This window comes from Rhodococcus sp. GB-02, assembly GCF_053470465.1.
Genome location: NZ_JBPUKE010000001.1, coordinates 118,813 through 145,370 on the forward strand (window position 1 = coordinate 118,813; position 26,558 = coordinate 145,370).

26 protein-coding genes are annotated in these 26,558 nt (G+C 62.7%); 17 read left to right on the top strand and 9 right to left on the bottom strand.

Annotated elements, in window-relative coordinates:
* Positions 1–1,064: 1,064 nt before the first annotated feature.
* From dnaK to ACSW29_RS00700, 9 genes are read left to right on the top strand one after another with little or no spacing between them, the layout of a single operon-like run.
* Positions 1,065–2,939: a molecular chaperone DnaK gene (gene dnaK, locus ACSW29_RS00660; RefSeq protein ID WP_007735554.1), complete on the top strand. Its 1,875-nt coding sequence runs from the start codon at positions 1,065–1,067 to the stop codon at positions 2,937–2,939.
* Between the two features lie 8 nt (positions 2,940–2,947).
* Positions 2,948–3,472, top strand: a complete 525-nt coding sequence (locus tag ACSW29_RS00665) for a nucleotide exchange factor GrpE (RefSeq protein ID WP_448276115.1) — start codon at positions 2,948–2,950, stop codon at positions 3,470–3,472.
* A 6-nt stretch (positions 3,473–3,478) separates the two neighbouring features.
* Positions 3,479–4,384, top strand: a complete 906-nt coding sequence (locus ACSW29_RS00670) for a DnaJ C-terminal domain-containing protein (protein ID WP_007735552.1) — start codon at positions 3,479–3,481, stop codon at positions 4,382–4,384.
* A complete protein-coding gene (locus ACSW29_RS00675) occupies positions 4,381–4,710 on the top strand; it encodes a chaperone modulator CbpM (RefSeq protein WP_020971358.1) in 330 nt (109 codons plus the stop codon). The genes ACSW29_RS00670 and ACSW29_RS00675 overlap by 4 nt, the downstream gene beginning before the upstream one ends.
* On the top strand, positions 4,692–7,325 hold the full coding sequence (clpB, locus tag ACSW29_RS00680; RefSeq protein WP_448276116.1) for an ATP-dependent chaperone ClpB: 2,634 nt from the start codon (positions 4,692–4,694) through the stop codon (positions 7,323–7,325). The genes ACSW29_RS00675 and clpB overlap by 19 nt, the downstream gene beginning before the upstream one ends.
* Positions 7,326–7,341: 16 nt before the next feature.
* Entirely contained in the window at positions 7,342–7,794 is a 453-nt protein-coding gene (trxA, locus tag ACSW29_RS00685) for a thioredoxin (RefSeq protein WP_269576628.1), read from the top strand.
* On the top strand, positions 7,791–8,057 hold the full coding sequence (locus ACSW29_RS00690) for a UBP-type zinc finger domain-containing protein (protein WP_007735548.1): 267 nt from the start codon (positions 7,791–7,793) through the stop codon (positions 8,055–8,057). The genes trxA and ACSW29_RS00690 overlap by 4 nt, the downstream gene beginning before the upstream one ends.
* Positions 8,035–9,762 carry an FAD-dependent oxidoreductase gene (locus tag ACSW29_RS00695; protein ID WP_448276117.1) on the top strand — a complete coding sequence of 576 codons (1,728 nt, stop codon included), beginning with the start codon at positions 8,035–8,037 and terminating at the stop codon, positions 9,760–9,762. The genes ACSW29_RS00690 and ACSW29_RS00695 overlap by 23 nt, the downstream gene beginning before the upstream one ends.
* Positions 9,763–9,775: 13 nt before the next feature.
* Positions 9,776–10,216, top strand: coding sequence for a DUF1931 family protein (locus ACSW29_RS00700; RefSeq protein WP_448277386.1), 441 nt, complete (start codon positions 9,776–9,778; stop codon positions 10,214–10,216).
* Between the two features lie 845 nt (positions 10,217–11,061).
* Here the strand turns inward: ACSW29_RS00700 and ACSW29_RS00705 are convergent.
* Complete coding sequence (locus ACSW29_RS00705) at positions 11,062–11,418, bottom strand: hypothetical protein (protein WP_448276118.1); 357 nt, start codon at positions 11,416–11,418, stop codon at positions 11,062–11,064.
* A 204-nt stretch (positions 11,419–11,622) separates the two neighbouring features.
* Here ACSW29_RS00705 and ACSW29_RS00710 point away from each other — a divergent pair, with 204 nt between their 5' ends.
* Together ACSW29_RS00710 and ACSW29_RS00715 are read left to right on the top strand one after the other, a co-directional pair.
* Entirely contained in the window at positions 11,623–12,084 is a 462-nt protein-coding gene (locus ACSW29_RS00710) for an Hsp20/alpha crystallin family protein (protein WP_317826976.1), read from the top strand.
* Positions 12,085–12,248: 164 nt separating this feature from the next.
* Positions 12,249–12,599: a hypothetical protein gene (locus ACSW29_RS00715; protein ID WP_317826977.1), complete on the top strand. Its 351-nt coding sequence runs from the start codon at positions 12,249–12,251 to the stop codon at positions 12,597–12,599.
* 101 nt (positions 12,600–12,700) lie between these two features.
* Here ACSW29_RS00715 and dnaB read toward each other — a convergent pair whose 3' ends face one another.
* From dnaB to rpsF, 5 genes are all read right to left on the bottom strand, one after another.
* Positions 12,701–14,107, bottom strand: a complete 1,407-nt coding sequence (gene dnaB, locus ACSW29_RS00720; protein WP_019746049.1) for a replicative DNA helicase — start codon at positions 14,105–14,107, stop codon at positions 12,701–12,703.
* A 508-nt stretch (positions 14,108–14,615) separates the two neighbouring features.
* The gene (gene rplI, locus ACSW29_RS00725; protein WP_448276119.1) at positions 14,616–15,071 is read right to left on the bottom strand and encodes a 50S ribosomal protein L9; all 456 of its coding nucleotides are present in this window, start codon (positions 15,069–15,071) and stop codon (positions 14,616–14,618) included.
* A gap of 18 nt (positions 15,072–15,089) precedes the next feature.
* Positions 15,090–15,332 carry a 30S ribosomal protein S18 gene (gene rpsR / locus ACSW29_RS00730; protein ID WP_003941245.1) on the bottom strand — a complete coding sequence of 81 codons (243 nt, stop codon included), beginning with the start codon at positions 15,330–15,332 and terminating at the stop codon, positions 15,090–15,092.
* A gap of 39 nt (positions 15,333–15,371) precedes the next feature.
* Positions 15,372–15,896, bottom strand: a complete 525-nt coding sequence (locus ACSW29_RS00735) for a single-stranded DNA-binding protein (protein WP_003941248.1) — start codon at positions 15,894–15,896, stop codon at positions 15,372–15,374.
* 64 nt (positions 15,897–15,960) lie between these two features.
* The gene (gene rpsF / locus ACSW29_RS00740) at positions 15,961–16,248 is read right to left on the bottom strand and encodes a 30S ribosomal protein S6 (RefSeq protein WP_003941237.1); all 288 of its coding nucleotides are present in this window, start codon (positions 16,246–16,248) and stop codon (positions 15,961–15,963) included.
* A 210-nt stretch (positions 16,249–16,458) separates the two neighbouring features.
* On the opposite strand from rpsF, the gene ACSW29_RS00745 reads away from it, so the two are divergent.
* The 3 genes from ACSW29_RS00745 to ACSW29_RS00755 are packed head-to-tail and all read left to right on the top strand — an operon-like array spanning position 16,459 to position 19,223.
* Positions 16,459–17,814, top strand: a complete 1,356-nt coding sequence (locus tag ACSW29_RS00745; protein ID WP_347872346.1) for a glycosyltransferase family 87 protein — start codon at positions 16,459–16,461, stop codon at positions 17,812–17,814.
* Entirely contained in the window at positions 17,814–18,398 is a 585-nt protein-coding gene (locus tag ACSW29_RS00750) for a GNAT family N-acetyltransferase (RefSeq protein WP_448276120.1), read from the top strand. The genes ACSW29_RS00745 and ACSW29_RS00750 overlap by 1 nt, the downstream gene beginning before the upstream one ends.
* Before the next feature lie 45 nt (positions 18,399–18,443).
* Positions 18,444–19,223, top strand: coding sequence for a DUF4190 domain-containing protein (locus ACSW29_RS00755; protein ID WP_448276121.1), 780 nt, complete (start codon positions 18,444–18,446; stop codon positions 19,221–19,223).
* 47 nt (positions 19,224–19,270) lie between these two features.
* Here ACSW29_RS00755 and ACSW29_RS00760 read toward each other — a convergent pair whose 3' ends face one another.
* The 3 genes from ACSW29_RS00760 to ACSW29_RS00770 form a co-directional block, all read right to left on the bottom strand.
* Positions 19,271–20,848 carry a glycosyltransferase family 87 protein gene (locus ACSW29_RS00760; RefSeq protein WP_448276122.1) on the bottom strand — a complete coding sequence of 526 codons (1,578 nt, stop codon included), beginning with the start codon at positions 20,846–20,848 and terminating at the stop codon, positions 19,271–19,273.
* 39 nt (positions 20,849–20,887) lie between these two features.
* The gene (locus ACSW29_RS00765) at positions 20,888–23,035 is read right to left on the bottom strand and encodes a transglycosylase domain-containing protein (RefSeq protein WP_448276123.1); all 2,148 of its coding nucleotides are present in this window, start codon (positions 23,033–23,035) and stop codon (positions 20,888–20,890) included.
* 562 nt (positions 23,036–23,597) lie between these two features.
* Positions 23,598–24,017 (bottom strand): DUF5318 family protein, encoded by a 420-nt coding sequence (locus ACSW29_RS00770; RefSeq protein ID WP_042448217.1) that lies wholly within the window; start codon positions 24,015–24,017, stop codon positions 23,598–23,600.
* A gap of 107 nt (positions 24,018–24,124) precedes the next feature.
* Here ACSW29_RS00770 and ACSW29_RS00775 point away from each other — a divergent pair, with 107 nt between their 5' ends.
* The 3 genes from ACSW29_RS00775 to ACSW29_RS00785 are packed head-to-tail and all read left to right on the top strand — an operon-like array spanning position 24,125 to position 26,543.
* A complete protein-coding gene (locus ACSW29_RS00775; RefSeq protein WP_317826983.1) occupies positions 24,125–24,889 on the top strand; it encodes a DUF1707 SHOCT-like domain-containing protein in 765 nt (254 codons plus the stop codon).
* Positions 24,890–24,919: 30 nt separating this feature from the next.
* On the top strand, positions 24,920–25,732 hold the full coding sequence (locus ACSW29_RS00780; RefSeq protein ID WP_317826984.1) for a DUF1707 SHOCT-like domain-containing protein: 813 nt from the start codon (positions 24,920–24,922) through the stop codon (positions 25,730–25,732).
* Positions 25,733–25,742: 10 nt separating this feature from the next.
* The gene (locus tag ACSW29_RS00785; RefSeq protein ID WP_317826985.1) at positions 25,743–26,543 is read left to right on the top strand and encodes a DUF1707 SHOCT-like domain-containing protein; all 801 of its coding nucleotides are present in this window, start codon (positions 25,743–25,745) and stop codon (positions 26,541–26,543) included.
* The last annotated feature ends 15 nt before the right edge of the window (positions 26,544–26,558 follow it).

The window sequence follows — 26,558 nt, forward strand, 5'->3', positions numbered from 1 at the left end:
ACCCGCGTGTCAGGTGAATTGACGCCGGCCAAGCCCGCTCGGCGAAACCGCATCCGGCTGCCAGCACTCGACGCTCGCGACGACGGCTGGACCAAAGTCGTACTGCATCCCTGAGGCGGCTCCGAGCCGAGACGAACACAACCACGGCCAGACCTGGCACACCTGCGCCACCACGGGGGCGAGAGCAAACCGACCCCTCGATTGAATTCCTGCCAAAGGATGTCGCACAGGAATAGACGAGATCCCACGTAAGTCCCGACAATGCGCGGTGGTCGACACTTGTTGAATTGCAATGGTTCCCGCCTGAGCGGCCTGTTGACCAGCCACAGCACGGGTCGTCGAACCGTGCAGCACGCGGGTGTACGCCGCCTACTCGCAACCAATTGGAACCGTCCAGTAGTGGTTCATTGACATTCTGTCACAAGAAGATTCGATAGAACGACGATGAATCTCGTCCGGTTTCAACGGAGCTGCTGTTCACTGACTGTGACGATCTTTCGCAAAGGGTGTTCTCCTTATGCATGCGCCGCGGTAGTGTGGACGTACCGCAGTAGCGGCCGACACACGAGTTTTCATGTATCGGCCGATACTGGGAGTTTCGTGCGATGGCCGCTTCGATCGGGTTCCGGCGGACATCTTCGATCAACGGCAGGTGTGGTTGCGGCTGCCCCGTTGCACCCCGCCCATCAGGCGAATGTTGTTGACGCCCTTTGGGTGGACGAAAAGACTCATCATGGCTGGGCCGTTCGTGAGCTCAACCGGTTGACCGGCGGTCGAGCTCTGTCGGTGCGCACAAACCCGGCGAACCCCACAACATCAACACTGAGGGGCGTGATGTCAAAGCTCAGTGGCGGAAACCCTTACCCTCGACCGTTCTCGAGCCTCACGCCCGCCGTCCACGGATTGGTGTCGGGCGCCGTTATCGGTGCCCTGCTCGGTCTCCGTGACTTCACCCAATCCACTCGTCAAAACCAGGGCACTACGAAGTCCTTGCCGATATCGAGCGAAGTTGCGGGCGGAATCGTCCACTTGCTCACCGGCCAGGCGATCGAAAGGAATGAGTCATGACAACTGCTGTAGGCATCGACTTGGGCACAACCAACTCGGTCATCGCAAGCTGGCAAGGCGGCGAGCCGGTGGTGATCTCCAATGTGGAGGGAGCACGGACGACGCCTTCGGTGGTGGCGTTCACCGAGAACGGTGAGCGTCTGGTGGGCCAGCTTGCCCGACGGCAGGCGATCTTGAATCCGAAGGGCACGATCTACTCGGCGAAACGCTTCATCGGACGTCACTACGACGAGATCTCCGAAGAGGCCAAAGCGGTCAGCTTCGACGTCGTAGCGGGTGACAACGGTGAAGCCCGCTTCGACGTGCGCGGCAAGAAATACGCACCAGAGGAGATCAGCGCTCTCGTGCTGCGCAAGCTCGTCGACGACGCGAGTAAGTTCCTCGGCGAAAAGGTGAAGGAAGCGGTCATCACCGTTCCTGCCTACTTCAACGACGCGCAACGAAACGCCACCAAGGACGCCGGGCGTATCGCAGGCCTCGAGGTTTTGCGGATTATCAACGAACCGACCGCTGCGGCACTCGCGTACGGCATGGACAAACAGACCCACGAAACCGTACTGGTCTTCGACCTCGGCGGCGGAACCTTCGATGTGAGCCTGCTGGACGTCGGAGAGGGGGTGGTCGAGGTTCGTTCCACGGCCGGCGACTCCCACTTGGGCGGCGACGACTTCGATCGACGCGTGGTGGACTACCTCGCCGACGAATTCCAGCGCGCGGAGAACATCGATCTGCGTAAGGATGCGCAGGCGTTGCAACGACTGTTCGAAGCCGCGGAGAAGGCAAAGGTTGAGCTGTCCTCGGTGACCCAGGCCCAGGTAAACCTGCCTTTCGTCACCGCTGACGCGAATGGTCCCAAACATCTCACCACTACGATCATGCGATCGAAGTTCGATGATTTGACTGCAGATCTGGTGGAACGGTGCCTCGGCCCGGTGAAGCAGGCCATGAGTGACGCCAAGGTCGCCGCCAACGACATCGACGAAGTGATACTGGTCGGCGGTTCGACACGTATTCCGGCTGTACAGGCGCTGGTTCGCCGGCTGACCGGCGGCAAGGACCCTCACATGGGCGTCAACCCGGACGAGGTCGTTGCCCTCGGAGCCGCAGTCCAGGCAGGCGTGCTCAAAGGCGAGGTTTCCGATGTTTTGTTACTCGATGTCACCCCACTGTCCCTCGGCGTCGAGACGCAGGGCGGGGTGATGACGAAGATCATCGAGCGGAACACGACGATCCCGGCGCGGCGCAGCGAAGTGTTCTCCACGGCGGAAGACAATCAGTCCGCCGTGGACGTCGTGGTGTTGCAGGGCGAACGCGAACGTGCGGCCGACAACCGGGTGCTGGGCCGGTTCCGGCTGGAAGACATCCGCCCCGCGCCACGTGGCGAGGCCCAGGTGGAAGTCATTTTCGACATCGACGCCAACGGCATCCTGAACGTCACCGCTCGCGACAAGGATACCGGCAAGGAACAGAGCATCACGATCAGTGAACAGGGCAACCTTGATCAGGGTGAGGTCGAGCGCATGTTGGCGGAGGCCGAACGGAACCGGGGTGAGGACGAGGCGCTGCGCAAGGCGGTCGACGCGCGCAACGGGCTCGATTCGGTTGCGTATCAAGTGGAGCGGCGACTCGCCGAACTCGGTGACAGTGCCCCGCCGCATGAGAAGGCGCGGGCCGAGATGCTGGTTGCCGACGCCCGAAAGGCCGTGCAGGACGGCGCTTCACCCGCGGAGGTTCAGCCACTCACCTCGGAGCTGCAACAGCTGCTCTACGGACTTGTGCCGGACCAGTCGGACGACGGCCAAGCAGGCGGCGCTGATGCTGCGTCGTCGGATGACGGCGACGTGATCGACGCCGAATTCGATCGAAGCTGAGGCGCACGATGGAAATGTCTGCAGATCATTCGACGACTGAGCCGACTACCAACAGCGCCGACACGGATCAGAGCAAGACCGCGTCCGATCGCTCCGAGACGGCAGACGAGCTGTCTCAACTCGAGGACCGTTGGCGCAGGGCCGTCGCAGATCTGGACAACCTGCGCAAGCGATACGCCAAAGATCTGGACCGTGAACGCGCCGCGGAAGTAGCGAAGGTTTCGGCGGCGTGGCTGCCGATACTGGACAACTTGGAGCTTGCGCTTGCACACGCAGGCAGCGATCCGCAGGCCGTCGTCGAAGGTGTGAAGGCGATCCGGGACCAGGCGGTACAGGTGCTCTCACGACTCGGCTTCGAGCGCCACGACGAGGTCGGTGTGCCGTTCTCCCCGGAACTCCACGAAGTGGTCAGTGTGGTAACTCGACCCGACCTTCCGTCCGGGACCGTGGTCGAGGTCTTGCGCCCGGGTTATGGAGAGGACGGGCGACAGTTGCGGCCCGCCGCGGTGGTCGTCAGCCGCCCAGAGGGGTGAGCACCGATGGCCCGTGACTACTACGAAGTACTCGGCGTACCGAAGGGCGCTGGCACCGACGAAATTCAACAGGCGTACCGCAAGCTGGCCCGCAAGTACCACCCCGATGTGAACAAGGATCCCACTGCGGAGGACAGGTTCAAGGAGGTTAACGAGGCCTATCAGGTGTTGTCCGACCCGGACACCCGGAAACGCTATGACCGATTCGGTGACGACTTCCGGCATGTACCCGAGGATTACGACGAACGGGTGCGGGCAAACGCCGCCGGGTACGGCGGTGGCGGGAGAAGGGTGCACTTCGGCCACGGTGTCGGTGGTGAGGGTGCCGTCGACTTCGAAGACCTCTTCGGGCAGATGTTCGGCGGAGGCGGTGGGTTCGGACCGATTCCCGGCGCCGATCAGGAGGCCGAACTGGAACTGGCTCTGGAAGAGGCCTATCAGGGCGGAAAACGCACTCTCAGACTGGACGGACGGCAGTATGACGTCGACATTCCAGCCGGCGTCCTGGACGGCCAGCGAATCCGGTTGGCCGGGCAAGGAGGCCGAGGCAACGGTGACGCGCCGCCTGGGGATCTGTACCTCGTGGTGCGGATCAAACCGCATTCACGGTTCCGGGTGCAGGGTCGGGACATCTACGTCGATCTGCCCGTATCGCCATGGGAGGCGGTTCTCGGGTCGACAGTCGTCGTTCCCACACCGGGTGGAGAGGCGAAAGTCAAAGTGGTGCCTGGCTCTTCGACTGGTAGGAAGCTGCGCCTGCGCGGAGAGGGAATGCCCAATCCGCGCGGTGCCAACGGCAACCTTTACGCCGAAATCAAGGTGATGGTTCCGTCGAAACCGACAGCACGTGAACGCGAACTGTTCGAGCAGTTGGGCGCCGAATCGAACTTCAATCCGAGGAAAGAGACATGAGCACCTCAACGCCGATCACTCAGTACGTATTGGTTCGCCGTACCGGATTGTCGCCGGACGCCTTCGCCGAACGTACTGGCCTGCACCCGGATCTGGCACGAAAACTCGTGGCTCTCGGACTGCTCGACGCCCACCGCTACGCCGGCGGAGAGATGTCGTTCGACCCATCCGAAGTGACCCACGCCGCACGCATCCAACGACTGCGGACGGGTCTGGGTCTCAACTACTCGGCAATCGGGCTCGTGCTCGATCTGCTGGATCGAATCGAAAGACTCGAAACCGCGGCCCGCAGAAGGAGGACATCCTCATGGACACCGGCAGCTTGACCGAAAAGTCACGAGAAGCCTTGCAGGAAGCCCAGAATGTTGCGACCAGAATGGGCCACACCGAAGTCGACGGAGAGCACCTGCTGCTCGCATTGGTCGATCAGCAGGATGGGTTGGTGCCCCGACTGCTCGAACAGGCCGGCGCGAATGTCGAAGCACTTCGATCCGATCTGGATCGTGAACTGTCGCGTAGGCCGAAGGTCAGCGGCCCCGGCGCGACCCCCGGTCAGGTGATGATCACCCAGCGTCTGGCCAAGCTGCTCGATGCCGCAGAGCGGGAGGCGAAGAGACTCAAGGATTCCTACGTGTCGGTGGAGCATCTTGTGATGGCCCTCTCCGAGGAAGGATCGGCCAGCGCGGCCGGGCGGGTCCTCGCCAGTCATGGGGTCACACGGGACGCCTTCCTCACAGCGCTGACGAAGGTGCGCGGCAATCAGCGTGTCACGTCGGCAACCCCGGAGGGGGCGTACGAGGCATTGGAGAAGTACGGGCGCGATCTCGTCTCCGAGGGGCGGGCAGGCAGACTCGATCCGGTCATCGGCCGGGATGCCGAGATACGCAGGGTAACTCAGATCTTGAGCCGGAAAACGAAGAACAACCCGGTGCTGATCGGCGACCCCGGTGTAGGTAAGACTGCGATTGTCGAGGGTCTCGCCCAGCGGATCGTCCGCGGCGACGTGCCCGAGGGCCTACGCGACAAGACGATCTTCTCGCTCGACATGGGTTCTCTGGTGGCCGGTGCGAAGTACCGCGGCGAGTTCGAGGAGCGACTGCAGGCCGTGCTGTCCGAGGTGAAGGCTGCCGAGGGGCGCATCCTGTTGTTCGTCGACGAGTTGCATACCGTGGTCGGAGCGGGCTCGGTCGGCGGCGAGGGGTCTCTCGACGCCGGCAACATGCTCAAACCGATGCTCGCACGCGGCGAACTGCACATGATCGGTGCCACCACTCTCGACGAGTATCGCAAGCACATCGAATCCGATGCGGCACTGGAGCGTCGATTCCAGACCGTTCTCGTCGACGAGCCCAGTGCCGAGGATGCGATCTCGATTCTGCGCGGACTTCGAGAACGCCTCGAGGTGTTCCATGGCGTGAAAATTCAAGACGGTGCATTGGTGGCCGCCGTGACCCTCTCGCACCGGTACATCACCGACCGCTTCCTTCCGGACAAGGCGATCGATCTCGTAGACGAGGCATGCGCTCGGCTCCGCACCGAAATCGATTCGATGCCTGCCGAACTCGACGAGCTCACCCGGAAGGTGACCCGTCTGGAGATCGAAGAGGCCGCACTGTCCAAGGAAACGGACGCGGCCAGCAAGGCGCGCCTCGAAGAATTGCGCAAGGAGCTGGCCGACCTGCGGGCCGAGGCAGACGCCCGGCACGCTCAATGGGAGGCGGAGCGGCAGGCGATCCGGCGGGTGCAAGAACTGCGAGGAGATTTGGAACGGTTGCGCGTCGAGGCCGAGGCCGCCGAACGCAACTACGACCTCAATCGGGCAGCCGAGTTGCGATACGGCGAGATCACCGAGCTCGAACGCCGGCTCGAGGCGGCGGAGGAGCAACTGGCCACCAGACAAGGCCGAAATCCGTTGCTGCGTGAGGTGGTCACCGAAGACGAGATCGCAGAGATCGTGGCCGCATGGACGGGTATCCCGGTCGCCCGGCTGCAAGAAGGTGAGCGGGAGAAGTTGTTGAAGCTCGACGAGATCCTGCACGAACGGGTCGTCGGTCAGGACGAGGCGGTGCAACTGGTCGCGGACGCTGTGATCCGGGCGAGGTCCGGTATCCGTGATCCTCGTCGACCGATCGGTTCGTTCATTTTCCTGGGCCCGACGGGCGTCGGAAAGACCGAGCTTGCAAAGACATTGGCCAGCGCCCTATTCGACAGTGAAGACAACATGGTGCGCCTCGATATGAGCGAGTACCAGGAACGGCACACGGTGAGTCGACTCATCGGTGCACCTCCCGGATACGTCGGGTACGACGAAGGTGGCCAGCTCACCGAAGCGGTGCGGCGTAAGCCGTACTCCGTGGTGCTCTTCGACGAGATCGAGAAGGCCCACGCCGACGTCTTCAATACCCTGCTGCAGGTGCTCGACGACGGCCGGATCACCGATTCTCAAGGGAGGCAAGTCGATTTCCGGAACACGGTGATCATCATGACCTCCAACATCGGATCCCAGCGTCTCCTCGACGGGGTCACAGCCGACGGCGAAATCAAGCCGGACGCCAGGGAACGGGTGATGGCGGAACTGCGCGGGCATTTCCGCCCCGAATTCCTCAACCGGGTCGACGACATCGTGCTGTTCTCCCCACTCACCCTGCCCCAGATCGAGCACATAGTGGAACTGCAACTCACCGACCTTCGAAACAGGTTGTCGGAGAGACAGATACACCTGGAAATCACGCCGGAGGCACGCCGACTGATCGCCGAACACGGGTTCGACCCTGTCTACGGTGCGCGGCCGCTGCGCCGATACATCGCACACGAGGTCGAAACCAAGATCGGCCGTGCACTGTTGCGCGGCGAGATCAAACCGGACGGCACCATCAGCGTCACGGTGGACGGCGGCGAGCTTGCCGTCGCGTATGCCGAACCCGCCTTCGCGGCGGCCTGAGAAGAGGTAACTGGTCATGGGATCCGAAAAGGTGAAGTGCCCGAACTGCGGCAAGACCAACAACATCCCGGGAGCAGGGGAAGGAAAACCTCGCTGCGGCAACTGCCACGAGCCGCTGCCCTGGATCGCCGCGGCGGGAGACGGTGACTTCGCGGAGATCGTCGAAAAATCCTCGGTGCCTGTGCTCGTGGATCTGTGGGCGACGTGGTGCGGCCCGTGTCGCATGGTCAGCCCCGCGCTCGAGCAGCTCGCCAGAGAACACGTCGGCCAGATCAAGCTGGTCAAGGTCGACGTCGATGCTGCACCCCGGACGGCTGAACGATTCACCGTCCGCGCCGTGCCGACTCTGCTGGTGATGGACCGGGGTGAGGTTCTCGCTCGCCAGTCGGGCGCAGCTCCGGTCCCCCAGCTGCGCACGTGGCTCGATCAGGCGCTCTCGGAAAATGCCGGCGAGGAGGCGAAGTCATGAGTCCTGTCCATGCGGACCCACATGTAACCGCGATCCGGGCCGTGGTGCCCCGTACCCCGCAGGGCTGCGAGGAATGTCTTCGCCTCGGCACCCCGTGGGTGCATCTGAGGCTGTGCCTGACGTGCGGACACGTCGGTTGCTGCGACTCTTCGCCGGGCAGGCACGCGAGTGCTCACGCTCACGCCATCGGGCATCCGATCGTCCAGTCGATGGAGCCCGGCGAGGATTGGCGGTGGTGTTATGTCGACCAGAACTTCGTCTGAGGGCGCCTCACCCATCGGGTACAGCCCGCCGGTCGACGACGAGACCCCGGACGAGGAGGGCGCCTTCCCGCGGCTGACGGACGACCAGGTCGCGAAGCTCGAGGTCGGTGGCTCGCGTCGACCGGTTCACGCCGGCGAGGTGCTGATCCGAGAAGGCGCGCCTGACAACGATTTCGTCGTCGTCCTTTCCGGAAAGGTCGCAGTCGTCGACGAAGGCGACGCGGACGGCGAGCGCCGGATACTGCGCGTGCACGGTCCTGGGCGTTTCCTGGGCGAGCTCGGACTCCTGGAAGGTCAGGTGGCGTTCTTCACCGCCGAAGCGATCGAGGACGGCGAGATACTCGTCGTCCCGGCCGAGCAGGTACGCGAGCTGATTGCCCACGATCCCGTGCTCAGCGATTTGATCCTGCGCGCCTACCTTGTGCGTCGGCACTTGCTGATCGGGCTCGGCTCCGGATTCCGGATCATCGGCTCCTGCTTCTCCCCGGATACGTTGCGACTTCGTGAGTTCGCGATGCGAAACCGTCTGCCCCACAAGTGGTTCGACTTGGAACAGGACGAACGAGTGGAGCAACTGCTACGCAGCCTGAACGTCGCACCCGAGGACACACCCGTCGTGATCTGGCACGGCGAGAAGGTGCTGCGCAATCCGACGAATGCGGAACTCGCACGCGTCGTCGGGCTTCCTGTCCCGGCACCCGTCGCGGACGCAGCCAAGGACGTCTACAACCTCGTCGTCGTGGGTGCCGGACCGGCCGGCCTGGCCGCATCGGTGTACGGCGCCTCGGACGGGTTGAACACGGTGACGTTGGAGCGGATCGCTGCGGGCGGGCAAGCCAGTACCTCATCCCGGATCGAGAATTATCTGGGATTCCCCGCCGGGGTCTCCGGCTCCGAATTGGCCGAACGAGCCGTGCTCCAGGCCGGGAAGTTCGGCGCCCGCATCCTGGTGTCGGCAGAAGTGACCGGTTTGGGATCCGAGGCCGGGAACCATGTGCTCCGACTGGCGGACGGCGGGTCGGTGCACGCCCGGGCCGTTGTGCTCGCCGCCGGGGCGCGGTACCGCAAGTTGGCCGTTCAGGGGATCGAGGCGCTGGAAGGAACAAGCGTGTACTACGCCGCAACGCATCAGGAAGCACGGACATGCGGCACCGACCCGATAGCCATCGTCGGTGGCGGCAACTCCGCCGGCCAGGCCGCCGTCTTCCTCGCCGAGCACGTCTCACAGGTGCACCTGCTCATCCGCGGCGATGACCTCGGGAAGAGCATGTCCCGATACCTGGTCGACCAGATCGAACACCATCCGCGGGTCACCGTGCACCGGCACACCGAGATTCGTGCGGTCCACGGCGAGAAATACCTCGAAGCAATTGCGGTCGAGGACAATCGCACCGGCGACCAGGACACGATTCGGGTGCGCGCCCTGTTCGTCTTCATCGGGGCGGTACCGCACACCGGGTGGCTTGCCGACGCGATCGCACTCGACGACCACGGCTTCGTCCTCACCGGCATGGACGCCATCCACGCCCGAGTAGACGGCAACCTGCCGAGCAGCAACGGTCTGTCCAGGACACTCGAAACCAGCCTGCCCGGCCTGTTCGCGGCCGGCGACATCCGCCGCGGCTCGGTGAAACGAGTCGCATCCGCCGTCGGTGAAGGAGCGATGGCCGTACGCCAAATCCATGAATACTTCGAAAGGAGCTGACGACATGCCAGTAATGGGCACCGTGAAATTCCAGCGGTTCTTCAGGGCAGCGGCTGGACTGCAGGTCGACCGGAACGACCTCAAGCGCTATACCGATTTCATCGACGACAAGATCTACGACGTGATCCTGATGGGCAAAGCCTCCGCGAAAGCAAACTTGCGCGACGTGATCGAACCGTGGGACCTGCCGATCACCAAGGGATTACAGGAGAGCATCCACCGGTTCGAAAAACTCGACGAGGAGATCGAACTTCAGCCGCTGCTCGATCAGCTCACGGCCCGCCCACCCTTGGACGTGGCCCTCTCCGAGGAGACCGAGCAACGACTGCCGCTGATCGCAGGAGGGTTGAGCGTAGCGCTGGCGCATACCTTCGCCACGGTTGAACCGGGCCGCAAAAACCCCGGCACAGCCCAATGGACAGTCGCCTTCGATATCTTCCACCTACTTCTGTGACTACTACCCGTCGCGTCTGACAGCGAGTGTGAGTTCGAATATGCTGTCCTGCTCCGAAAATACCGGTGCGATTCAGAACTGTCTGTCAGTTGGCGTCGACAGCGGAGGATTTCAGGCGAGAGGTGCGATGTCCGCACTCGATTCTTCAGCAGCGAGAGCTCCAGTGAGGGAATCGATTACAGCCCTCAGATCTTTTGCCGTGAGCAAGTTCGGCTTACACGCCGAACCTCTGACACCAGTAGTTCGCGTGGCCAGGCGGCGAGCAGAACTTGTCGATCGCCGATCGCTCCTTCGGCTCATTTCAGAACCTTTCGTCATCGCTTTGTCGATCCCCGTATCGGCGGGCCCTGAGCACTTCTCGGACTTCTGGGCGCGCACAGCCCAGGGCCCGGCAAGGAGACCAGAGAGGGTGACATGGCCTTGCCTTGACGAACACCCGCCCGATTGTTTGCCCCCTCAAACGGAACGGGTGCCCCCGACCCGACGTAGGTTATTTGCGCACTGTTTGTGGCCGACAGGGTCGAAAGTCCCAGTTCCATTGTGATGAGCAAGATTTGACGGTGCCCGAAGTGTTTTCCCTTACAGTCGGTTCGGTGTGTGCACGAACACCGACATCGGTCGCAGCGACTCCGACGAACGAGCACCCGCGATGTTCGATCCCCGATCCACCCGCATACATCGGGAAAAGACCTATCTCGCAAAAACATTTGAAACAGACATCTGCAAACCAGATACCAGTCACGGGCCACCTTCCCAGCCACCGCGGCTACTGCGCAGCTAGCCTGACGACCAAGATGTTCACCTTGCCATGCAACGACCATGTCACTTCTTGGCATCGAAGGCGACTAAACACAATTTATACCGATTGTACTGTTTATGGTTGAAGATGTGTGGACGACATTAACGTCGACTGCGCACGGATAGTGGGTCATCGGTGTTGTGTGCTCAATGCCGACGTCGGTCATACGCCCCGACTCGCACACGCAGAGTCGGGGCTCCGGCGGATCCATTGCCGCACCGCCGCTACTGACGAAGTGCCATACCGCGGTGCCCGAATCGAGGTCGAAGGTGGCCACCGCTTTCGCCGAAATCAGGTAACGCAGCGTCATCCCGACATGGGTTGCATTGCCCCGGAACACGGCCGTGCGCAACTGAATTTCGGCTTGGGTGGTGCACAGCATCGGGACTTCGACTGTTTCCAATTTATCCCCACCCCGAGCGCAGCAACCGTTTCTCGCGCTACCCCGCTGCTGCGATCTTCAGGGACCGGAACACTTCCCCAAAGATCTGGCACTCTCGGTTGCAGAGTGCTAATTCGTGTGGTTATCATGTTCCCGCACAGTGAGTTCGGTCGACCGCCACAGTGGCGGTGACCTTTCTTTTCACGACATGGGAGGTGTGTTGCTGTGCTTCGTTTCGATCCTTTCACCGACATCGACGCGATCACCAAGTCCGTTCTCGCCGCGGGAACCGGCAACGGACGCAGTCCACGGTTCATGCCGATGGACCTCTACAAGGTCGAAGACCAGTACGTCCTGCACGCCGATCTTCCCGGCGTCGACCCAGGATCAGTGGACGTGCACATCGACGGATCGACCCTGACGTTGACCGCGCGCCGCACTGCCCTCTCCGCAGAGGGTGTGAGCTGGCTGGCGAGTGAACGTTTCGCCGGAACATTCAGACGGCAGCTGTCGATCAGCGACGACATCGACGCCGAACAGATCGAGGCCTCGTACGACAACGGCGTGTTGACGGTGACGTTGCCGATCGCAGAGAAGGCGAAACCGCGGAGGATCGAGGTCTCTTCCGGACCGCCCTCCCGAACCGATAACGCCGGAGCGAAAACACAGGTGCAGATCGAAGCCTGATCTGGCTGGCCCAAACACCGTTTGATGGTGGGGTGACTCCCGAGGACACGCGATGGGTTCTCGGGCCTCACCCCACCATCGTTTCGATCTCCCACTGCACACCCGTGGCGCACACCAGCACATCCACCACACGAAAGAATTAGCACGAGAACCCTTTAGCTGTCATGACTGCATCCACCATCCCCCCGCACGAACAATCCGACAACACCGGCAACACCGAATCCCGCGCGCACACCCCACCCGATTGGTGGGATCACCACCGTCCTATCACCAGCGACGAATACAGCGACATGGCGTTGATGCTCGGTGCCCTCTCGATACTGACGTTCTGGATGTTCGGCCTCGGCATCCTCCTCGGTGCCGCCGCCATCGGAACCGCCCTGGCAGCGCGCCGACCCGACACCCCCGGACGCGATCTGGGCGACAACACCGCCGGCGTGGTCGGGATCCTCACCGGCATTGCCGGAATCACCTTCGGCGCCGTCTTCCTCACCGCAGCACTACCACACCTGTAGACAAACCGAATTCGGCACTAGTGGAATCGGATTGGTGCTTGTCGCAGAATCCCACAAGATCTGAAATCCGTCCCACCTTCAGGCGATAGCGGCGGCAGCAGCTATCCCCGCGCCATATCGACGAACTTCGAGAGGTGAAGCTGGTGCGCCACAGTGATTGTCGCGGTCGGGCCGTTACGGTGCTTACCCAGAATCAGGTCGGCCTCGCCACCACGGGGATCGTCTCGCTCCGTCGCGTCGGGGCGGTACAGCAGGATCACCATGTCGGCGTCCTGCTCGAGGGAACCGGACTCACGAAGGTCGGCGACCTGAGGACGCTTGTCGGTTCGCTGCTCAGGACCACGGTTGAGCTGACAGATCGCGACAACCGGAACTTCGAGCTCCTTCGCCAAAAGCTTTAGGCTACGGGAGAATTCGGAAACTTCCTGCTGGCGGGACTCGACCTTTTTGCCGGAGCTCATCAGCTGGAGGTAGTCGATCACGATCAAGCGAATATCGTGTTTCTGCTTGAGCCGCCGCGCTTTTGCGCGAATTTCCATCATCGTGAGGTTGGGGGAGTCGTCAATGAAAAGCGGCGCCTCACTGATCTCACTCATACGACGTGCGAGCTTGGTCCAGTCGTCGTCGGTCATCTTGCCGGAGCGCATGTCACCGAGCTTGATCTTTGCCTCTGCGGACAGCAGACGCATGACGATCTCGGTTTTGCTCATTTCCAGTGAGAACATGACGCTGGCCATGCCGTGCGTGATGGAGCAGGAACGCAAAAAATCCATTCCAAGGGTCGATTTGCCCACACCAGGTCTAGCCGCGACGATGATCATCTGACCAGCGTGAAGACCGTTGGTGATCTCGTCGAGATCCTTGAATCCGGTGGGCACACCGAGGGAAATTCCGCCGCGGCTGGCGATGGAGTCGATCTCGTCCATCGTGGGCTGGAGGAGCTCGGTCAGGGGTACGAAGTCTTCGGTGGTGCGGCGCTCGGTGACTTCGAAGATCTCGGCCTGCGCGCGGTCGACAACCTCGGCCACGTCCTGGCCCTCGGTGCCGGCGTAGCCGTACTGGACGATGCGAGTACCGGCGTCGACCAGACGACGCAGCACGGACTTCTCGGCCACGATCTCGGCATAGAAGGCGGCGTTGGCCGCCGTGGGCACTGTCTGGGTCAGGGTCACCAGATAGGCAGCACCACCGATACGACGAAGCTCACCGCGACGGTCGAGCTCGGCGGAAACCGTCACGGGGTCGGCAGGCTCGCCACGGCTGTAGAGGTCCAGGATCACGTCGTAGACGGACTGGTGGGCGGGCCGGTAGAAGTCACCCGGACGCAGTACCTCGAGGACGTCAGCGATGGCGTCCTTGCTCAGCAGCATGCCGCCGAGCACCGACTGCTCGGCAGTCATGTCCTGAGGTGGCTGGCGTCCGAACTCCTGGTCGGGCTCGGCCTCGGGAGGGCCCGGGTAGTCCGGCCCTGAGAAGTCGGAAGGTCCTCGATCATCTACAACAGCCACAAGCGAGACCTTCCCGTAAAACACTCGACGACACTGCCAGAAACCGCAGCGCCCTCATCATTTGTACCTGCCCCCACCGACATCCCCTAGCCGCATTCGGCCGGACTGTAGATAGACGCCGAGATGACGTTAGGGACTAGTAGGTCCGCATACAAACCGGACTGTGGATAAACCTGTGGATGCTTTGTGGAAACTCCCGCCCCACGGTGTGCACCGCCTGTGGAGCATTTGGGGACTACTTTGCCAAGTAACTATAAAAGACCAGGTAGATGGCTATCCACAATTTCACAGGCCTGTTGATGAAAATAGTTTTTCCACAGTCGGCGCGTCGGCGTGTCGGGCGTGTTGCCTCGCCCGATTCGTCACTGATCACCAAGTCGAACATCACAGTGTGAGAGTTATCCCCAGGTCCGATTCGGGACGCTGCCAGGCGGCACACCGCACCCCGAAACAAAACGTCGGGCCCCACACACCGAAGTGTGCGGGGCCCGACGAGACGAACAGTCGACTATGCGCCGACGACGTTCAGGTTGAACTTGGCAACCACATCGGGGTGCAGGTTCACGACCACGGCGTGCTTGCCCGTGTTCTTGATGTGAGCCTTCGGCAACACGATGGAGCGCTTGTCGACAACCGGTCCACCGGCAGCCTTGATCGCAGCAGCGACGTCAGCGACGGTAACCGAACCGAAGAGCTTGCCCGAGCCACCGGCGGTCTTGACCGTCAGTGTTACGGACGCGAGGCCCTCGATAGCTGCCTTGAGCTCCTTGGCGTGATCCAGGCCGCGCACAGCGCGCGCTTCCTGTGCACGACGGATGCCCTCGACCTGCTTCTCGGCGCCACGAGTGGCGACGATTGCCAGTCCGCGGGGGAGCAGGTAGTTACGGCCGTAGCCGTCCTTGACCTCCACGGTGTCGCCAGGCGCACCGAGGTTGTCCACGTCAGCGGTGAGGATGAGCTTCATGTTCTTTCCTCCCTTTCCTTAGCGAGCCACGGTGGCGTAAGGCAGCAGTGCTACCTCACGTGAGTTCTTGACGGCAATGGCAACGTCGCGCTGGTGCTGGACGCAATTGCCGGTGACACGGCGAGCACGGATCTTTCCGCGATCGCTGACGTACTTACGCAGCAACGTCGTGTCCTTGTAGTTGATCTGCGTGTTCTTCTCTTTACAGAAGGTGCAGACCTTCTTCTTCATAACCTTGTCGCGCAAGGGCGGCTTCGGCATGTCTTTGCTCTTTTCTGGATGTTCCTGATCAGGTACGGATCAGAAGGGCGGTTCGTCGCTGCCCGCACCACCGAAGGAGCCCGAAGCCTGAGGCGCACTGCCCCAAGGATCGTCTCCACCCGAAGGTGCAGCGCTCGGACGACCGCCACCCGATCCGCCGGAGGAACCGCCGAAGTTGCCGCCTCCACCGCCGCCGCCACGGTTGGCCTTGTTGACCTTTGCCGTGGCGTACTTCAGTGAAGGACCGATTTCATCGACTTCGAGCTCGACGACAGTTCGCTTTTCGCCCTCGCGAGTTTCGTACGAACGCTGCTTGAGCCGGCCGCTCACGATTACTCGTGAGCCACGGGTCAAGCTCTCCGCGACGTTCTCGGCTGCTTCGCGCCAGATATTGCAGCGCATGAACAGTGCATCGCCGTCTTTCCATTCATTGGAATTACGGTCGAAGGTGCGGGGCGTGGAAGCAACCGTGAAGTTTGCAACCGCGGCACCCGCCGGGGTGAAACGAAGTTCAGGATCAGCCGTCAGGTTTCCGATGACGGTGATGATGGTGTCGCCAGCCATGTGGTTCCTCCTGCATTGATGTAAGACCGTTGGGCGCGAGAGTAGAGCTCGCTACCGACAGTAATTACTTGTTGTGGCGCAGAACCTTCGTGCGCAGAACCGACTCGTTCAGACCGAGCTGACGATCGAGCTCAGCGACGGTGGCGGGAGTGGCGTTGATGTCGATCACCGCGTAGATACCTTCAGCATGCTTCAGGATCTCGTAGGCGAGACGACGCTTACCCCAGACATCGACCTTGTCGATCGTGCCGCCGTGCTGGCGCACAACATTGAGGAACGTATCCAGTGAAGGAGCGACAGTGCGCTCGTCCAGGCTGGGGTCAAGGATGACCATCAATTCGTAATGACGCATAAGACCTCATCACCTCCTGTGGACTAAGTGAAAACGGCCACGGACTATCCGTGGCAGGAGGGTCGTTGCGTCAGCAACCCTCGTAGGTTACACGAGGGGCCTTGACCAGGGAAATCGTCCCGCCCCTCAGGGAGGATCATCGGGTCGATACGCGACGCGTGGCGCAGACGCGTCGCCCCGCAAGCCACTCCGCCCCCTAGGGTGAGAATTATGCGAACAGACCGCAAGACCCCGGCGTCGATCCTGGCGTTGGTCGTCGGATTGTGCGGCCTGACGATGGCGCTGGGCTATTTCAACAAGGCCAGATGCGGCGGCGCACCGTTCGCTCCCGACGGGCGAAGCCTGAACTTCGACGTCAACAAGAACATCGACGTCTGCTACTCCGACATTCAGTTGCTTTGGCTCGGACGAGGTATCGATCAGCATCTGTTCCCCTTCGTCACCGGCGGGATAACCCCCGAAGGGTTCCTGACCGGCGGAACCGTCGAGTACCCGGTGCTCAGCGGGATTCTGATGTGGCTGGGCGGAATCGGCTCACACACCGACACTGATTTCCTTCTGCACTCGGCACTGATCCTGGCTCCTTTCGGACTGCTCACCGCGTGGATGCTCGGCAAGATGAGCGGCGCGTACGCGCTCGTGTGGTCGGCAACACCGCCGCTGGTGTTGTATGCATTCCACAACTGGGAGCTCCCGGTGGTGGCTACCAGCGTCGGCGCGATCTTCCTGATGACGTTCGAGCGGATCCCGCTGCGAGCTCGCGCGATTCTGGCGGCCGTCATCCTGGCGATCGGCTTCTGCTTGAAGCTGTACCCGGGAATGTTCGTGCTGCCGCTCATGGCCTACGTGCTCCTGCACGGAACTGAAAGCAAGCGCTACGACGTTCGTGGGGCGCTGATGACGGCAGGCGCGGCGATCGGCACCGTGGTCCTGGTCAACCTGCCGTTCGCCCTCATCTCGTACGAGGGCTGGCGCGCGTCGTTCAGCTTCCAAGAGAAGCGAAGCGCGGACATCACCACCAACTCAGTGTGGTTCTGGGGGTTGCGCCCGTTCTACGGTTTCGGAGTTCGCGAACTCAACGCCGACTACGACGCACTGGTGAGCATCCTGTCCCCGGTGATGATCCTGTTGTCGTTCGCGCTCGCGATGTATCTGGGTTGGCGCCGCTACGTCCGCGACGGCTACTTTCCGTGGATTGCAGTCAGTGCCGCGATGCTGTGCGGATTCGTGTTGCTGCACAAGGTCAATTCACCGCAGTACACACTGTGGATCCTGCCCTTCCTCGTACTGTTCAAGATCCGGTGGTTCTGGATCGTCGCCTATCTGATCGTCGATGCAGCGTTGGGCATCGGCGTCTTCCGGTACTTCTACCAACTGGACATGAATCTCGATCCGAGCAAGTACGAAGCCGTCGTCCAGGCGAGTGTGTGGGGCCACGTCATCCTGCTCGCCGTGTTCTTCTTCCTGTTCCTGCGAGTCCCGTTGCGGTATCCGCTTGCCGGTGGGACCGATCAGATTGTCAACTCCGACAACAACCTTCCGACTCACTCACGGGAGCACGCCTGATGACTGCATCGTGGTTCGAATCACCGACGCTGACCGGTGATCGTGTCCAACTCGAACCCTTGGGCATCGCGCACACCGACGCTCTGCTCGCAGCTGCTGACGACCCGGCGATCTTTCGTTGGACCGCGGCGCCGATCACCGATCGGGAACAGGCAGAGAAGTACATCTCTGCAGCCGTCGACGACCCGAATCGGATCGCCTTCGCGCAGGTGAATATCGCGACGAACGCCGTGGTCGGCACTACGTCCATGTACCAGATCGACCCGGTAAACCGCAGTCTTGCAATCGGATACACGTGGTTGTCGCGATCGGTTCAGGGAACCGGGATCAATCCCGAATCGAAGCTGCTCCTGCTTCGTCACGCCTTCGACCAGCTCGAAGCCGTACGCGTCGAGTGGCATACGGACGAGTTCAACGAACAGTCCAGGGCAGCGATCACAAAGCTCGGCGCTCAGTTCGAGGGCCTGCTGCGCAAGCACCGACGACGCGTCGACGGCAGTTGGCGCACAACGGCACTGTTCGCGATGACCGACGACGACTGGCCGACCATCGCACCTCAGCTGGAGACACGTACCCGAAACTAGCCATCACCTGCACTCTTCGACGAAGTCCATGCCAAGATTCACCTCATGAGCGATCAGGGTGGGTACGGGTACCAGGGCAATCAGAATTGGCAACCGGCTCCGTACGGGCAGCCTGATCCGTACGGCAGGCGGCCGACGAACACGCTCGCGGTACTCGCTCTCGTCTTCGCCTTCCTCATCGCGCCGTTGGGGATCGTCTTCGGGCACATCGCACGCGGCCAGATCAAGCGGACCGGCGAAGAAGGTGACGGACTCGCTCTTGCCGGACTGATCATCGGCTACATCTTCACCGCACTGGGCATCCTGGCCGTGGTGGTGTGGATCGCGTTCTTCGGGCTGCTCGCGGCCGCTTTCGGCAACGCCGCGAACGAGGCGAGTTCGCGGAGTTTCACCTACACGACGCCGTACTCGTACTCCACGACCACGACTCGGGCACCGAGTGCACCCACCACAGCGCCGAGAACGACGACACCCCCACAAGTCACAACCTCGATCGGTCCGGCGCCTACCGTCTCCGGCACCGACCGTCAGGGCTTCATCTCCGGCGGTCCCAGTTGCAACTCCAGCAATCCTGCCGTCGCCATTGCCGTCACGACCGGATCCCGAATCGTGATCTGTGAGACCGGAGTTGGCCGTTACTACTACAAGGGTCAACGGCTGAGCGACGGCGCCACCATCGAACTCGACGATCCAACCCCCACCGGCAACGGATTCACCGTCACCAACAAGGACGTGACATACAAGCTCACCTCCGCCGGATTGGTCATCTCCAGTAGCGGAGGCGAGTTGAGCAGGGAAGCGGCGGTCGAGTTCTGGATGAACTGACCCGCGTCAGCCGGCGCACGGACCCTGGTAGGGAACAGGCGGTGACCTCAAACCGTGACGGGACCCGGTTCCTTCGCCTTGGACGGCTTCAACCAACCTGGTAGCCAGGCAGGTTGGTTGTCCGGTGCCTGATCGAGAACGCCGCCCGCCGGATCGTCGATGAACCCGTACCGCACGAGATCCTCCGACGGCCGGTAGATCTGCCGCACCACCAGCGCGCACAGAACCAGCACTGCGATGTCCCGGATCACGACGGTTCCGGTGAACCACTGCTCGGGCAGACCCTTGTTGGACACCCCGAGGTAATACATCATTCGTGGAACCCAGACCAGGGCGTCGATGGTCATCCACGCGAGCAGGAGTCTGCGATGCGGCAAGGCCAACACGGCCAGCGGCACCAGCCACAGCGAATACTGCGGGCTCCACACCTTGTTGGTGAGCAGGAAGCCTGCCACGAGCAGGAAGCACAGCTGCGCAACGCGCGGACGACGCTGCGCCGTCAGGGCGACGTATCCGACCCCGACGCAGACGGCAACGAACAACAGCAGAGAGACGGCGTTGAGATTCGACGGCGACTCACCTTGCGCGAGAGGACCGTCGAGGCCCTTCCACGACGTGAACGACGCGATCACGTTGTAGAGGGAATCCGGATCGGCCCCGCGTTCGGAGTTGAGCCGGAAGAACTCGTACCAACCATGGGGGTACAGCGCGGCGATCGGGAGGTTCACCGCAAGCCATGCCGCGACGGCACTGAGTGCGGTCACAAGCCAGTCCCTCGTCTTGCCCGCTCGCAGACACAAGACGAGGAGAGGTCCGAGTAGGAGCAGCGGGTAGAGCTTCGCGGCGCCGCCCAGGCCGAGCAGGATTCCCGCGAGCACGGGCCGCTTGCGTGCCCACGCCAACAACCCACCGGCCGCGAACGCCGTCGCCAGAGGATCGAAGTTCGTGAACACGTGCACGATCACCAAAGGGGAACAGGCGATCAGCGCGCCGTCCCACACTCGTCGTCCGGCCAGCAGGGTGCTCGCCCACACGGTGACCAGCCACGCCAACGCCAACCCGAACGCCACGACGTTGAAATAGAGCGCCACCTGAATCGCGCCCGGCAGCCAGGTGATCGAATCCCACGCCTTGGCTACTTTCATTGCGCCGTACTGATAGAGCCCCGAGATGACCGGATACTCCATGTACCGCAACTGGATCGAACCGTCTCCGCGTACTTCTTCCCACGACGTCTTGTACGGGAATGCTCCCTGATCGAGGCGCTCGGCTCCGTACAGCGGAACGGTGTCGGAGTAACACATCGCCACGTACTGACGGCTGCCACTCCAGTCGAGGCCGACCTGCCCGCTCTCGCCGACCGGCGCCTGCTGAATACAGCCCGCCTTGGCGAACCAGCCGAAAGCCAAGAAAACCACGGCGAGCAGAAGGATCACTCGCATCGGTGTGAAGAAGCGAGTGCGTCCGATCAGTGCGTGACGACCTACCGGACCGCCGACGGTTCCCGACAGCGCAGACACCATCGCGTCGTTGCGACTGGGAACGTCCCGCCAATCCGCCGAACGACGATCTTCGGCCAGCGGAGCGGGGGAGGTCGGTTCGGCATCATCAGCATTCGCGGCCACTCCGCGAGGTTACCGTCTTTCGAACCGACCACCCTCCAACTACTGGCCGGGGCTCACACCTGCCGGTTCTTCCTCGGTGGTCTCGCCTGCCCCTGGTACCTGCGGCGTGGTCGTCGTCGGCCTGGAGATTCCCGGGATCGGAATCGTGATGCCCGGCAGAACCTCGACCTGCGTCGTCGTCACCACGGGCGGCGGAGTGGTTTCCGTCGTCGTCGGTGCGGTGGTCGGCGGCGCCGACGTCTTGGGCGGTGCGGGAGCCGTGTACTCCGGAACACCACCGGCCTGGCCGTTGATCTTGCCCGGCGTCGGGAACTTCTCGTTGTCGGTGCCCTCGAGGGCGCCGTCCATCGTGTCCTTCCAGATGTCCGAAGGCAGACCCGAGCCGTAGATCATCGCGCCACCCGAATTCGTGATCGCTTCACCGTCGGGAGTTCCGACCCAGACCGCGGTCGAGAGTGACGGCGTGTAGCCGACCATCCATGCGTCCTTGTTGGCTCCGGTGTCACCGAGCTGCGCGGTACCTGTCTTCGACGCCGACAGACGTCCGCCGGCCAGGTTGTGACCGCGCGAGTACGCCGCGATCGGCTGCATCGCTGCCGTCACGTTGTCCGCCACGGCAGCGTCGATGCGATCCTCACCCGCGGGTGCGCCGCGGTCCAGCAACACGGTGCCGTCGGCCGCGACGACCTTCTGCACGAAGTGCGGTGCGTGATACGTGCCGGACGCGGCGAGCGTCGCGTACGACGACGCCATGTCGAGCACGCGGGCCTGGTACTGGCCGAGCACGATGCCGTTGTTGGGACCGGAACCGTCAGCCTCGGTGAGAGACGGGCCGACGCCCGGGATGTCCTTCGGAATGCCTGCCTTGTGAGCGATGTCCGCGATTTCCTGCGGGCCGTTGCCGTCGAGGCTGAGCATCTGGCGGTAGAAGCTGGTGTTCAGTGAACGCTTGAGGGCTTCGGCGATGGTGCAGGTGCCGCAGCTTTCACCTTCGACGTTGCCGATGGAGATGCCGTTGACGGTCAGCGGCGAGCTGTCGTACATCTGCGAGAGCGGAATTCCCTGATCCAGGGCGGCTGCGAGGCCGAACACCTTGAACGAAGAACCGGTCTGAAGTCCGGCATTCGCGAAGTCGAATCCCGCGCCGTCCTCACCGCCGTAGTACGCCTTGACCGCCCCGGTCTTCGGGTCGACCGAGACGACTGCGGTGCGCAGGTTCTCCGGCTCGCCTTGCATGTTGGAACGGGCTGCCTCGACCGCTGCGGCCTGAGCCTGCGGGTCGATGGTCGTGGTGATCTGCAAGCCCTCAGTGTTGAGCAACTGCTCGCTGATTCCGGCGTCGCCGATCTCCTTCAGCACCTGACGCTTGATCAGGCCTTCGGGTCCGGTCGAGCCTTGGCTGCTGTTGTCGACCTGGGCGAGCGGGATGTAGGCGGGGTACTGCATCGGCGTGCGCGCGGCCTGATCCAGCGTGCCTGCGGACACCATGCCGTCGAGCACGTAATCCCAACGGGACTTCGCGCCGGTCGGGTTGGTCTCGGGATCGAGGAGCGACGGAAGCTGAATCGACGACGCCAGGACGGCGCCTTCCTCGATGGTCAGCTGGTCGACGGGCTTACCGAAGTACGCCTTGGACGCTGCGCCGATGCCGTAGGCACCGCGACCGAAGTAGATGGTGTTCAGATACGCGGCGAGGATGTCGTCCTTGGACCATTCGTTTGCCATCTTCGAGGCGATGACAAGCTCTTTCATCTTTCGCGTCAGCGAACGCTCCGAGCCGACGAGCGCCTTCTTCACGTACTGCTGCGTGATGGTCGAGCCACCACCGGCACTGTCGCGACCGAGGACGTTGTCTCGTGCTGCGCGTGCGAAACCGGAGATCGAGAAGCCCGGGTTCGAGTAGAAATCGCGGTCCTCTGCGGCCAGAACGGCGTTCCGAACGTGAAGCGGTACCTGATCGAGCGAAACCTCGACGCGGTTGCCGTCCGGCGGGACGACAGTACTGATCACCGTGGTGCCGTCGGCGGCGAAGACCGTCGCCACCTGATTGGTCTTGAGGTCACCGGGCTTGGGGACGTCCTGCACGATGTACGCCGCCATGAAGGCAAGGACGGGCAGAACAAGACCGAGCGCCACCAAGACGTAGGCCGAGCGGCGAACTGTGCGCCACTTGGACTTCTTCTTCACGGTGCTCTTTCTTCCCTTCGGGGGTTGTCCGTCATTGCCACCCCCACCGGAGCCACCAGTCGGCGGCTTCGTCGGCGGAGGTCCGACCGGCGGGCGGGTGCCCGCGTTGGTACGGGTGGTCGCTGCTGCTGCCGCGACGCGCTGGGTCGGTTCGTTCGCCTGAGCGCGGGCAGGGCGATCTTGTGGCGGTGGGCCGGAAGGTCGGCCTTGCGGCGGACGACCCTGCGGCGGGGGTCCGGCAGGACGGCCCTGAGGAGGCGGGCCGGAAGGTCGACCCTGTGGCGGGCGCCCCTGGGGCGGGGGCCCCATCGGACGGCCTTGCGGCGGACGACCCTGAGGGGGCGGACCCATCGGAGGACGTCCCTGGGGCGGCGGACCCATGGGACGTCCCTGCGGCGGACGACCCTGAGGAGGTCCGGCGGGACGGTTGGGACCGACGGGACGGCCACCCGGGTTGTTGCCGCCCGGGTTGTTGTTGCTGGGGGAACTCACGAATCAAATCTCCAGTGGTCACGGACCGATCACGTGCAGACTTCGATCGGGCCCTTCTTCGGGTGTGGCGTTACTCGCTGGCGGTGCGCCGGCTTGGTGGGCGTGCTCGCCGCGGTCGCGGCGGCGCAGGTACTGCGCCGAGCACATAGGACTGCACCAAGTGGTTCCAACTGCAGGTACGGCACACCTCTACAACGTGCACCGTGAACTCCTCTGCTGTTTCCGCAAGCCGAGCGAGCTCGTCCGAGGTTCGGGCGGATCCCGAAACTTGGCCGAGCTTGTCGCCGAACACCCAGGACACGAGCGTCAACTGTTCCTTGCGGCAGATGGGGCAGACGACGTCGCTGCCCCGGCCGTGGAACTTCGCGGCTCTGAGTAGGTACGGATCGGCGTCACACACTTGCTTGACGTCGGTCCTACCCGCAGACACTTCGGCCAGCACAGACCGACGCGCGAGCGCGTAGTCCACAACTTGCCGCTGTATCCGCACCTGACCAGCGTACGTGCGTCGGCGCTGCGACGGACGGCTCGGGAGGGTCACGATGAACACATTTTGGGGGCTGGGGGCATGGCGACCAGCAATTATCATTGGAACCTGTGAGTTCTTCCAAGACGCCGGCCACCCGCGCACGCGATACGGATCGTATCGACGCCTGCGCCAGACTCGACGCCGCTTACGCCGAGGGACAGCTGGGCGCCGCCGAATACTTCGATCGCACCGAGCAAGCGCGAACTGCCACGACGGTGGTCGAGTTGGCGTCGTTGATCGGCGATCTACAGGAACCTGCACCTCGTGCACACGTGAAATCTCCCCACGTGACCTTTCGACGAAAAGTGCTCTACGTTTCGCTGGCCGCTGCGGCGGTGGCGGGCGCGATTGCACTGGCTGCAGCCCAACGCGGTCCGCTCGAGCCACCGGCCGACGTGGTCGAACGGTTCACAGCAAGCACCGAGCCTGCCGATTCTCCGTTTACTCCCACCGGCATCGACGACGTCTTCGCGTCGTTCGTGACGACGTACGGTTCCGAGCCGGTGCGGGTTGCCACCTTTTACCCCGATCGAGCGGTGGTCGGCCGCGTCGACGGATCAGGGAACTTCCGGAACTTCGATTTCCGCGGCACTCTCACTCCGTCCGACGAACCCGCGTCGGTGGCCGGCAACACGGACATGGACCTCACCTACGTGAACCGCGACGCCTTGGTATCGGTGATCGCACAGTCCCCCGCCGCGCTGGCCGGTACCCGCGTGGACCACATCACCTTGGCCGATTCGGGTGCGCCGGTGATAAGCATCTACGTCGTCGACGACACCGGGGCGTACACGGGCGTGCGCAAGATGACCTTCGACGGCAGGGTGTTCTGACGCACAGGCCTTGAATTTAGGATTCTCGGCATGGCCCAGAAATATCCGCCGAACACCCGCGCCGCAAACCGGGACAGGGAGACAACCGCGGCCGTCGTTGATGCGGCGTTCGGGGACGGACAGTTGAACGCCGCTGAGCATCGCGCCGCCGCGCAGGCAGTGGCGAAAGCGCGCACCCTCGACGAACTGGCCGCCATCGTCGCCGACTTGCAGGGCGCAGCGAATCCGCCGTCCGATCGACGTCGCCCACCAAAACGACCGGTGCCGTGGTTCGCAGCGGCAACGGTGGCGGCAGCGCTAGTCGTCGGCGTCGGGGCCTATTCGCTCACGCACCGAGATCCCGTGACGCCGCCGTCCGCAGTTGCGCCTGCCGCTGTCCCGAACCCGGAGCCCTTGGTCATACCCACACCCTTCATGGCGAGCGCGGAAGGGATCGCCCTCTTACGTGACCGGTTGCGGGAAAAGTTCGGCTCCACCGTCGTCGACGAGATCACCTTCAACAACAGCGCAGCCTATTTCTCCCTCGCTGTTCCCGGTCAACCCAACCGGAAGATCAAGTACTCCTTTCGCGGCGGCTTCACTGCGGATGGCGATCCGGAAAGCCGTAAGATCGACACTGCGACAGTCGATCTCGACGCGATTGATCTCGAAGCCGTACGACGAAACATCGAGGCGATCCAGCGGCACGTCAATGTGCCCGACGCCCAGGTCTACTACATTTCGTACACTGCCGGAGAAGAACCTCTGCTGGATATTTCGGCGAAAAACAGCTTCGGCGAAGGCGGATTCGTCAATACCACCTCCGCTGGCGAACTCGTCCGCGTCTACGCCTTCACCGACTAGGAATCAGATCATGCCGTCGAGTCCCTCCCCGTCCAAACGTGCACGAGATTCCGACCGAGCCGATACCTGCGGGGTGCTGGACAACGCCCTCACAGACGGGCAGTTACATGCCGTAGAATACGAGTCTCGAACATCAAAAGCAATGTCCGCCAAAACAATTCATGACCTTCAGGTTCTCGTGAATGACCTTCAGATCCCCTCTCGATATCTCGACACCGAGGTGGTCCGGCCCCGCCTGCCTGCGCCACCGAAATCGGTGAAAGCTGCTGCGTCCGTCGTACTTGTCGCCGGTGTCGTCGGGGCGCTGATCGGTTCGGCCACCAACCCGGACACGTCACCGCTCGGGACCGACGCACCGATCCCCAATCTGATGACCGGCCACGGCGTGGCGCAGTTCATCGACGATTACCGGGCCGAATTCGGCGACACCATCGCCGACACCGTCTCGCTCAGTACCGAAAACGCAACCGTAGAACGAGTGGCCCATGATCAGCCCGGCAACTACGTCAGATACATCTACGATGGTGACTTCAAATCCTGGTCGACACCTTCACCCCGAAAAACCGGGACACGAACAATCGACCTGTCGACGGTCGATCTCGAGATTCTGGCGCGGCTGATCGCCGGCGCACCGGAAACGCTCCGAGTTCCGGGCGGAGTGGTCGACCAGATCCGTTTCGAATACCCCACCATCGGCCGAGCCAATGAGCCGACTGTCTCCATGTACGTGAGAAACGAGGCCGACGACTCCGGCCACCTGGAGACCACACTGTCGGGCGAGCCGTTGAGCGTCTACGCGTTCACCCCCTGATCTAGCCGTGACACC

Bases quoted from the DNA above. Each gene is read 5' to 3' on its own strand.
- ACSW29_RS00780 (WP_317826984.1), top strand. From the start codon at position 24,920: ATGGCCCAGAAATATCCGCCGAACACCCGCGCCGCAAACCGGGACAGG.
- ACSW29_RS00665 (WP_448276115.1), top strand. From the start codon at position 2,948: ATGGAAATGTCTGCAGATCATTCGACGACTGAGCCGACTACCAACAGC.
- ACSW29_RS00745 (WP_347872346.1), top strand. From the start codon at position 16,459: ATGCGAACAGACCGCAAGACCCCGGCGTCGATCCTGGCGTTGGTCGTC.
- ACSW29_RS00785 (WP_317826985.1), top strand. From the start codon at position 25,743: ATGCCGTCGAGTCCCTCCCCGTCCAAACGTGCACGAGATTCCGACCGA.
- ACSW29_RS00715 (WP_317826977.1), top strand. From the start codon at position 12,249: ATGACTGCATCCACCATCCCCCCGCACGAACAATCCGACAACACCGGC.
- rpsF (WP_003941237.1), bottom strand. From the start codon at position 16,248: ATGCGTCATTACGAATTGATGGTCATCCTTGACCCCAGCCTGGACGAG.
- ACSW29_RS00675 (WP_020971358.1), top strand. From the start codon at position 4,381: ATGAGCACCTCAACGCCGATCACTCAGTACGTATTGGTTCGCCGTACC.
- rpsR (WP_003941245.1), bottom strand. From the start codon at position 15,332: ATGCCGAAGCCGCCCTTGCGCGACAAGGTTATGAAGAAGAAGGTCTGC.
- rplI (WP_448276119.1), bottom strand. From the start codon at position 15,071: ATGAAGCTCATCCTCACCGCTGACGTGGACAACCTCGGTGCGCCTGGC.
- ACSW29_RS00750 (WP_448276120.1), top strand. From the start codon at position 17,814: ATGACTGCATCGTGGTTCGAATCACCGACGCTGACCGGTGATCGTGTC.
- ACSW29_RS00695 (WP_448276117.1), top strand. From the start codon at position 8,035: ATGTCGACCAGAACTTCGTCTGAGGGCGCCTCACCCATCGGGTACAGC.
- ACSW29_RS00700 (WP_448277386.1), top strand. From the start codon at position 9,776: ATGGGCACCGTGAAATTCCAGCGGTTCTTCAGGGCAGCGGCTGGACTG.
- trxA (WP_269576628.1), top strand. From the start codon at position 7,342: ATGGGATCCGAAAAGGTGAAGTGCCCGAACTGCGGCAAGACCAACAAC.
- ACSW29_RS00755 (WP_448276121.1), top strand. From the start codon at position 18,444: ATGAGCGATCAGGGTGGGTACGGGTACCAGGGCAATCAGAATTGGCAA.
- clpB (WP_448276116.1), top strand. From the start codon at position 4,692: ATGGACACCGGCAGCTTGACCGAAAAGTCACGAGAAGCCTTGCAGGAA.
- ACSW29_RS00690 (WP_007735548.1), top strand. From the start codon at position 7,791: ATGAGTCCTGTCCATGCGGACCCACATGTAACCGCGATCCGGGCCGTG.
- ACSW29_RS00735 (WP_003941248.1), bottom strand. From the start codon at position 15,896: ATGGCTGGCGACACCATCATCACCGTCATCGGAAACCTGACGGCTGAT.
- dnaK (WP_007735554.1), top strand. From the start codon at position 1,065: ATGACAACTGCTGTAGGCATCGACTTGGGCACAACCAACTCGGTCATC.
- ACSW29_RS00670 (WP_007735552.1), top strand. From the start codon at position 3,479: ATGGCCCGTGACTACTACGAAGTACTCGGCGTACCGAAGGGCGCTGGC.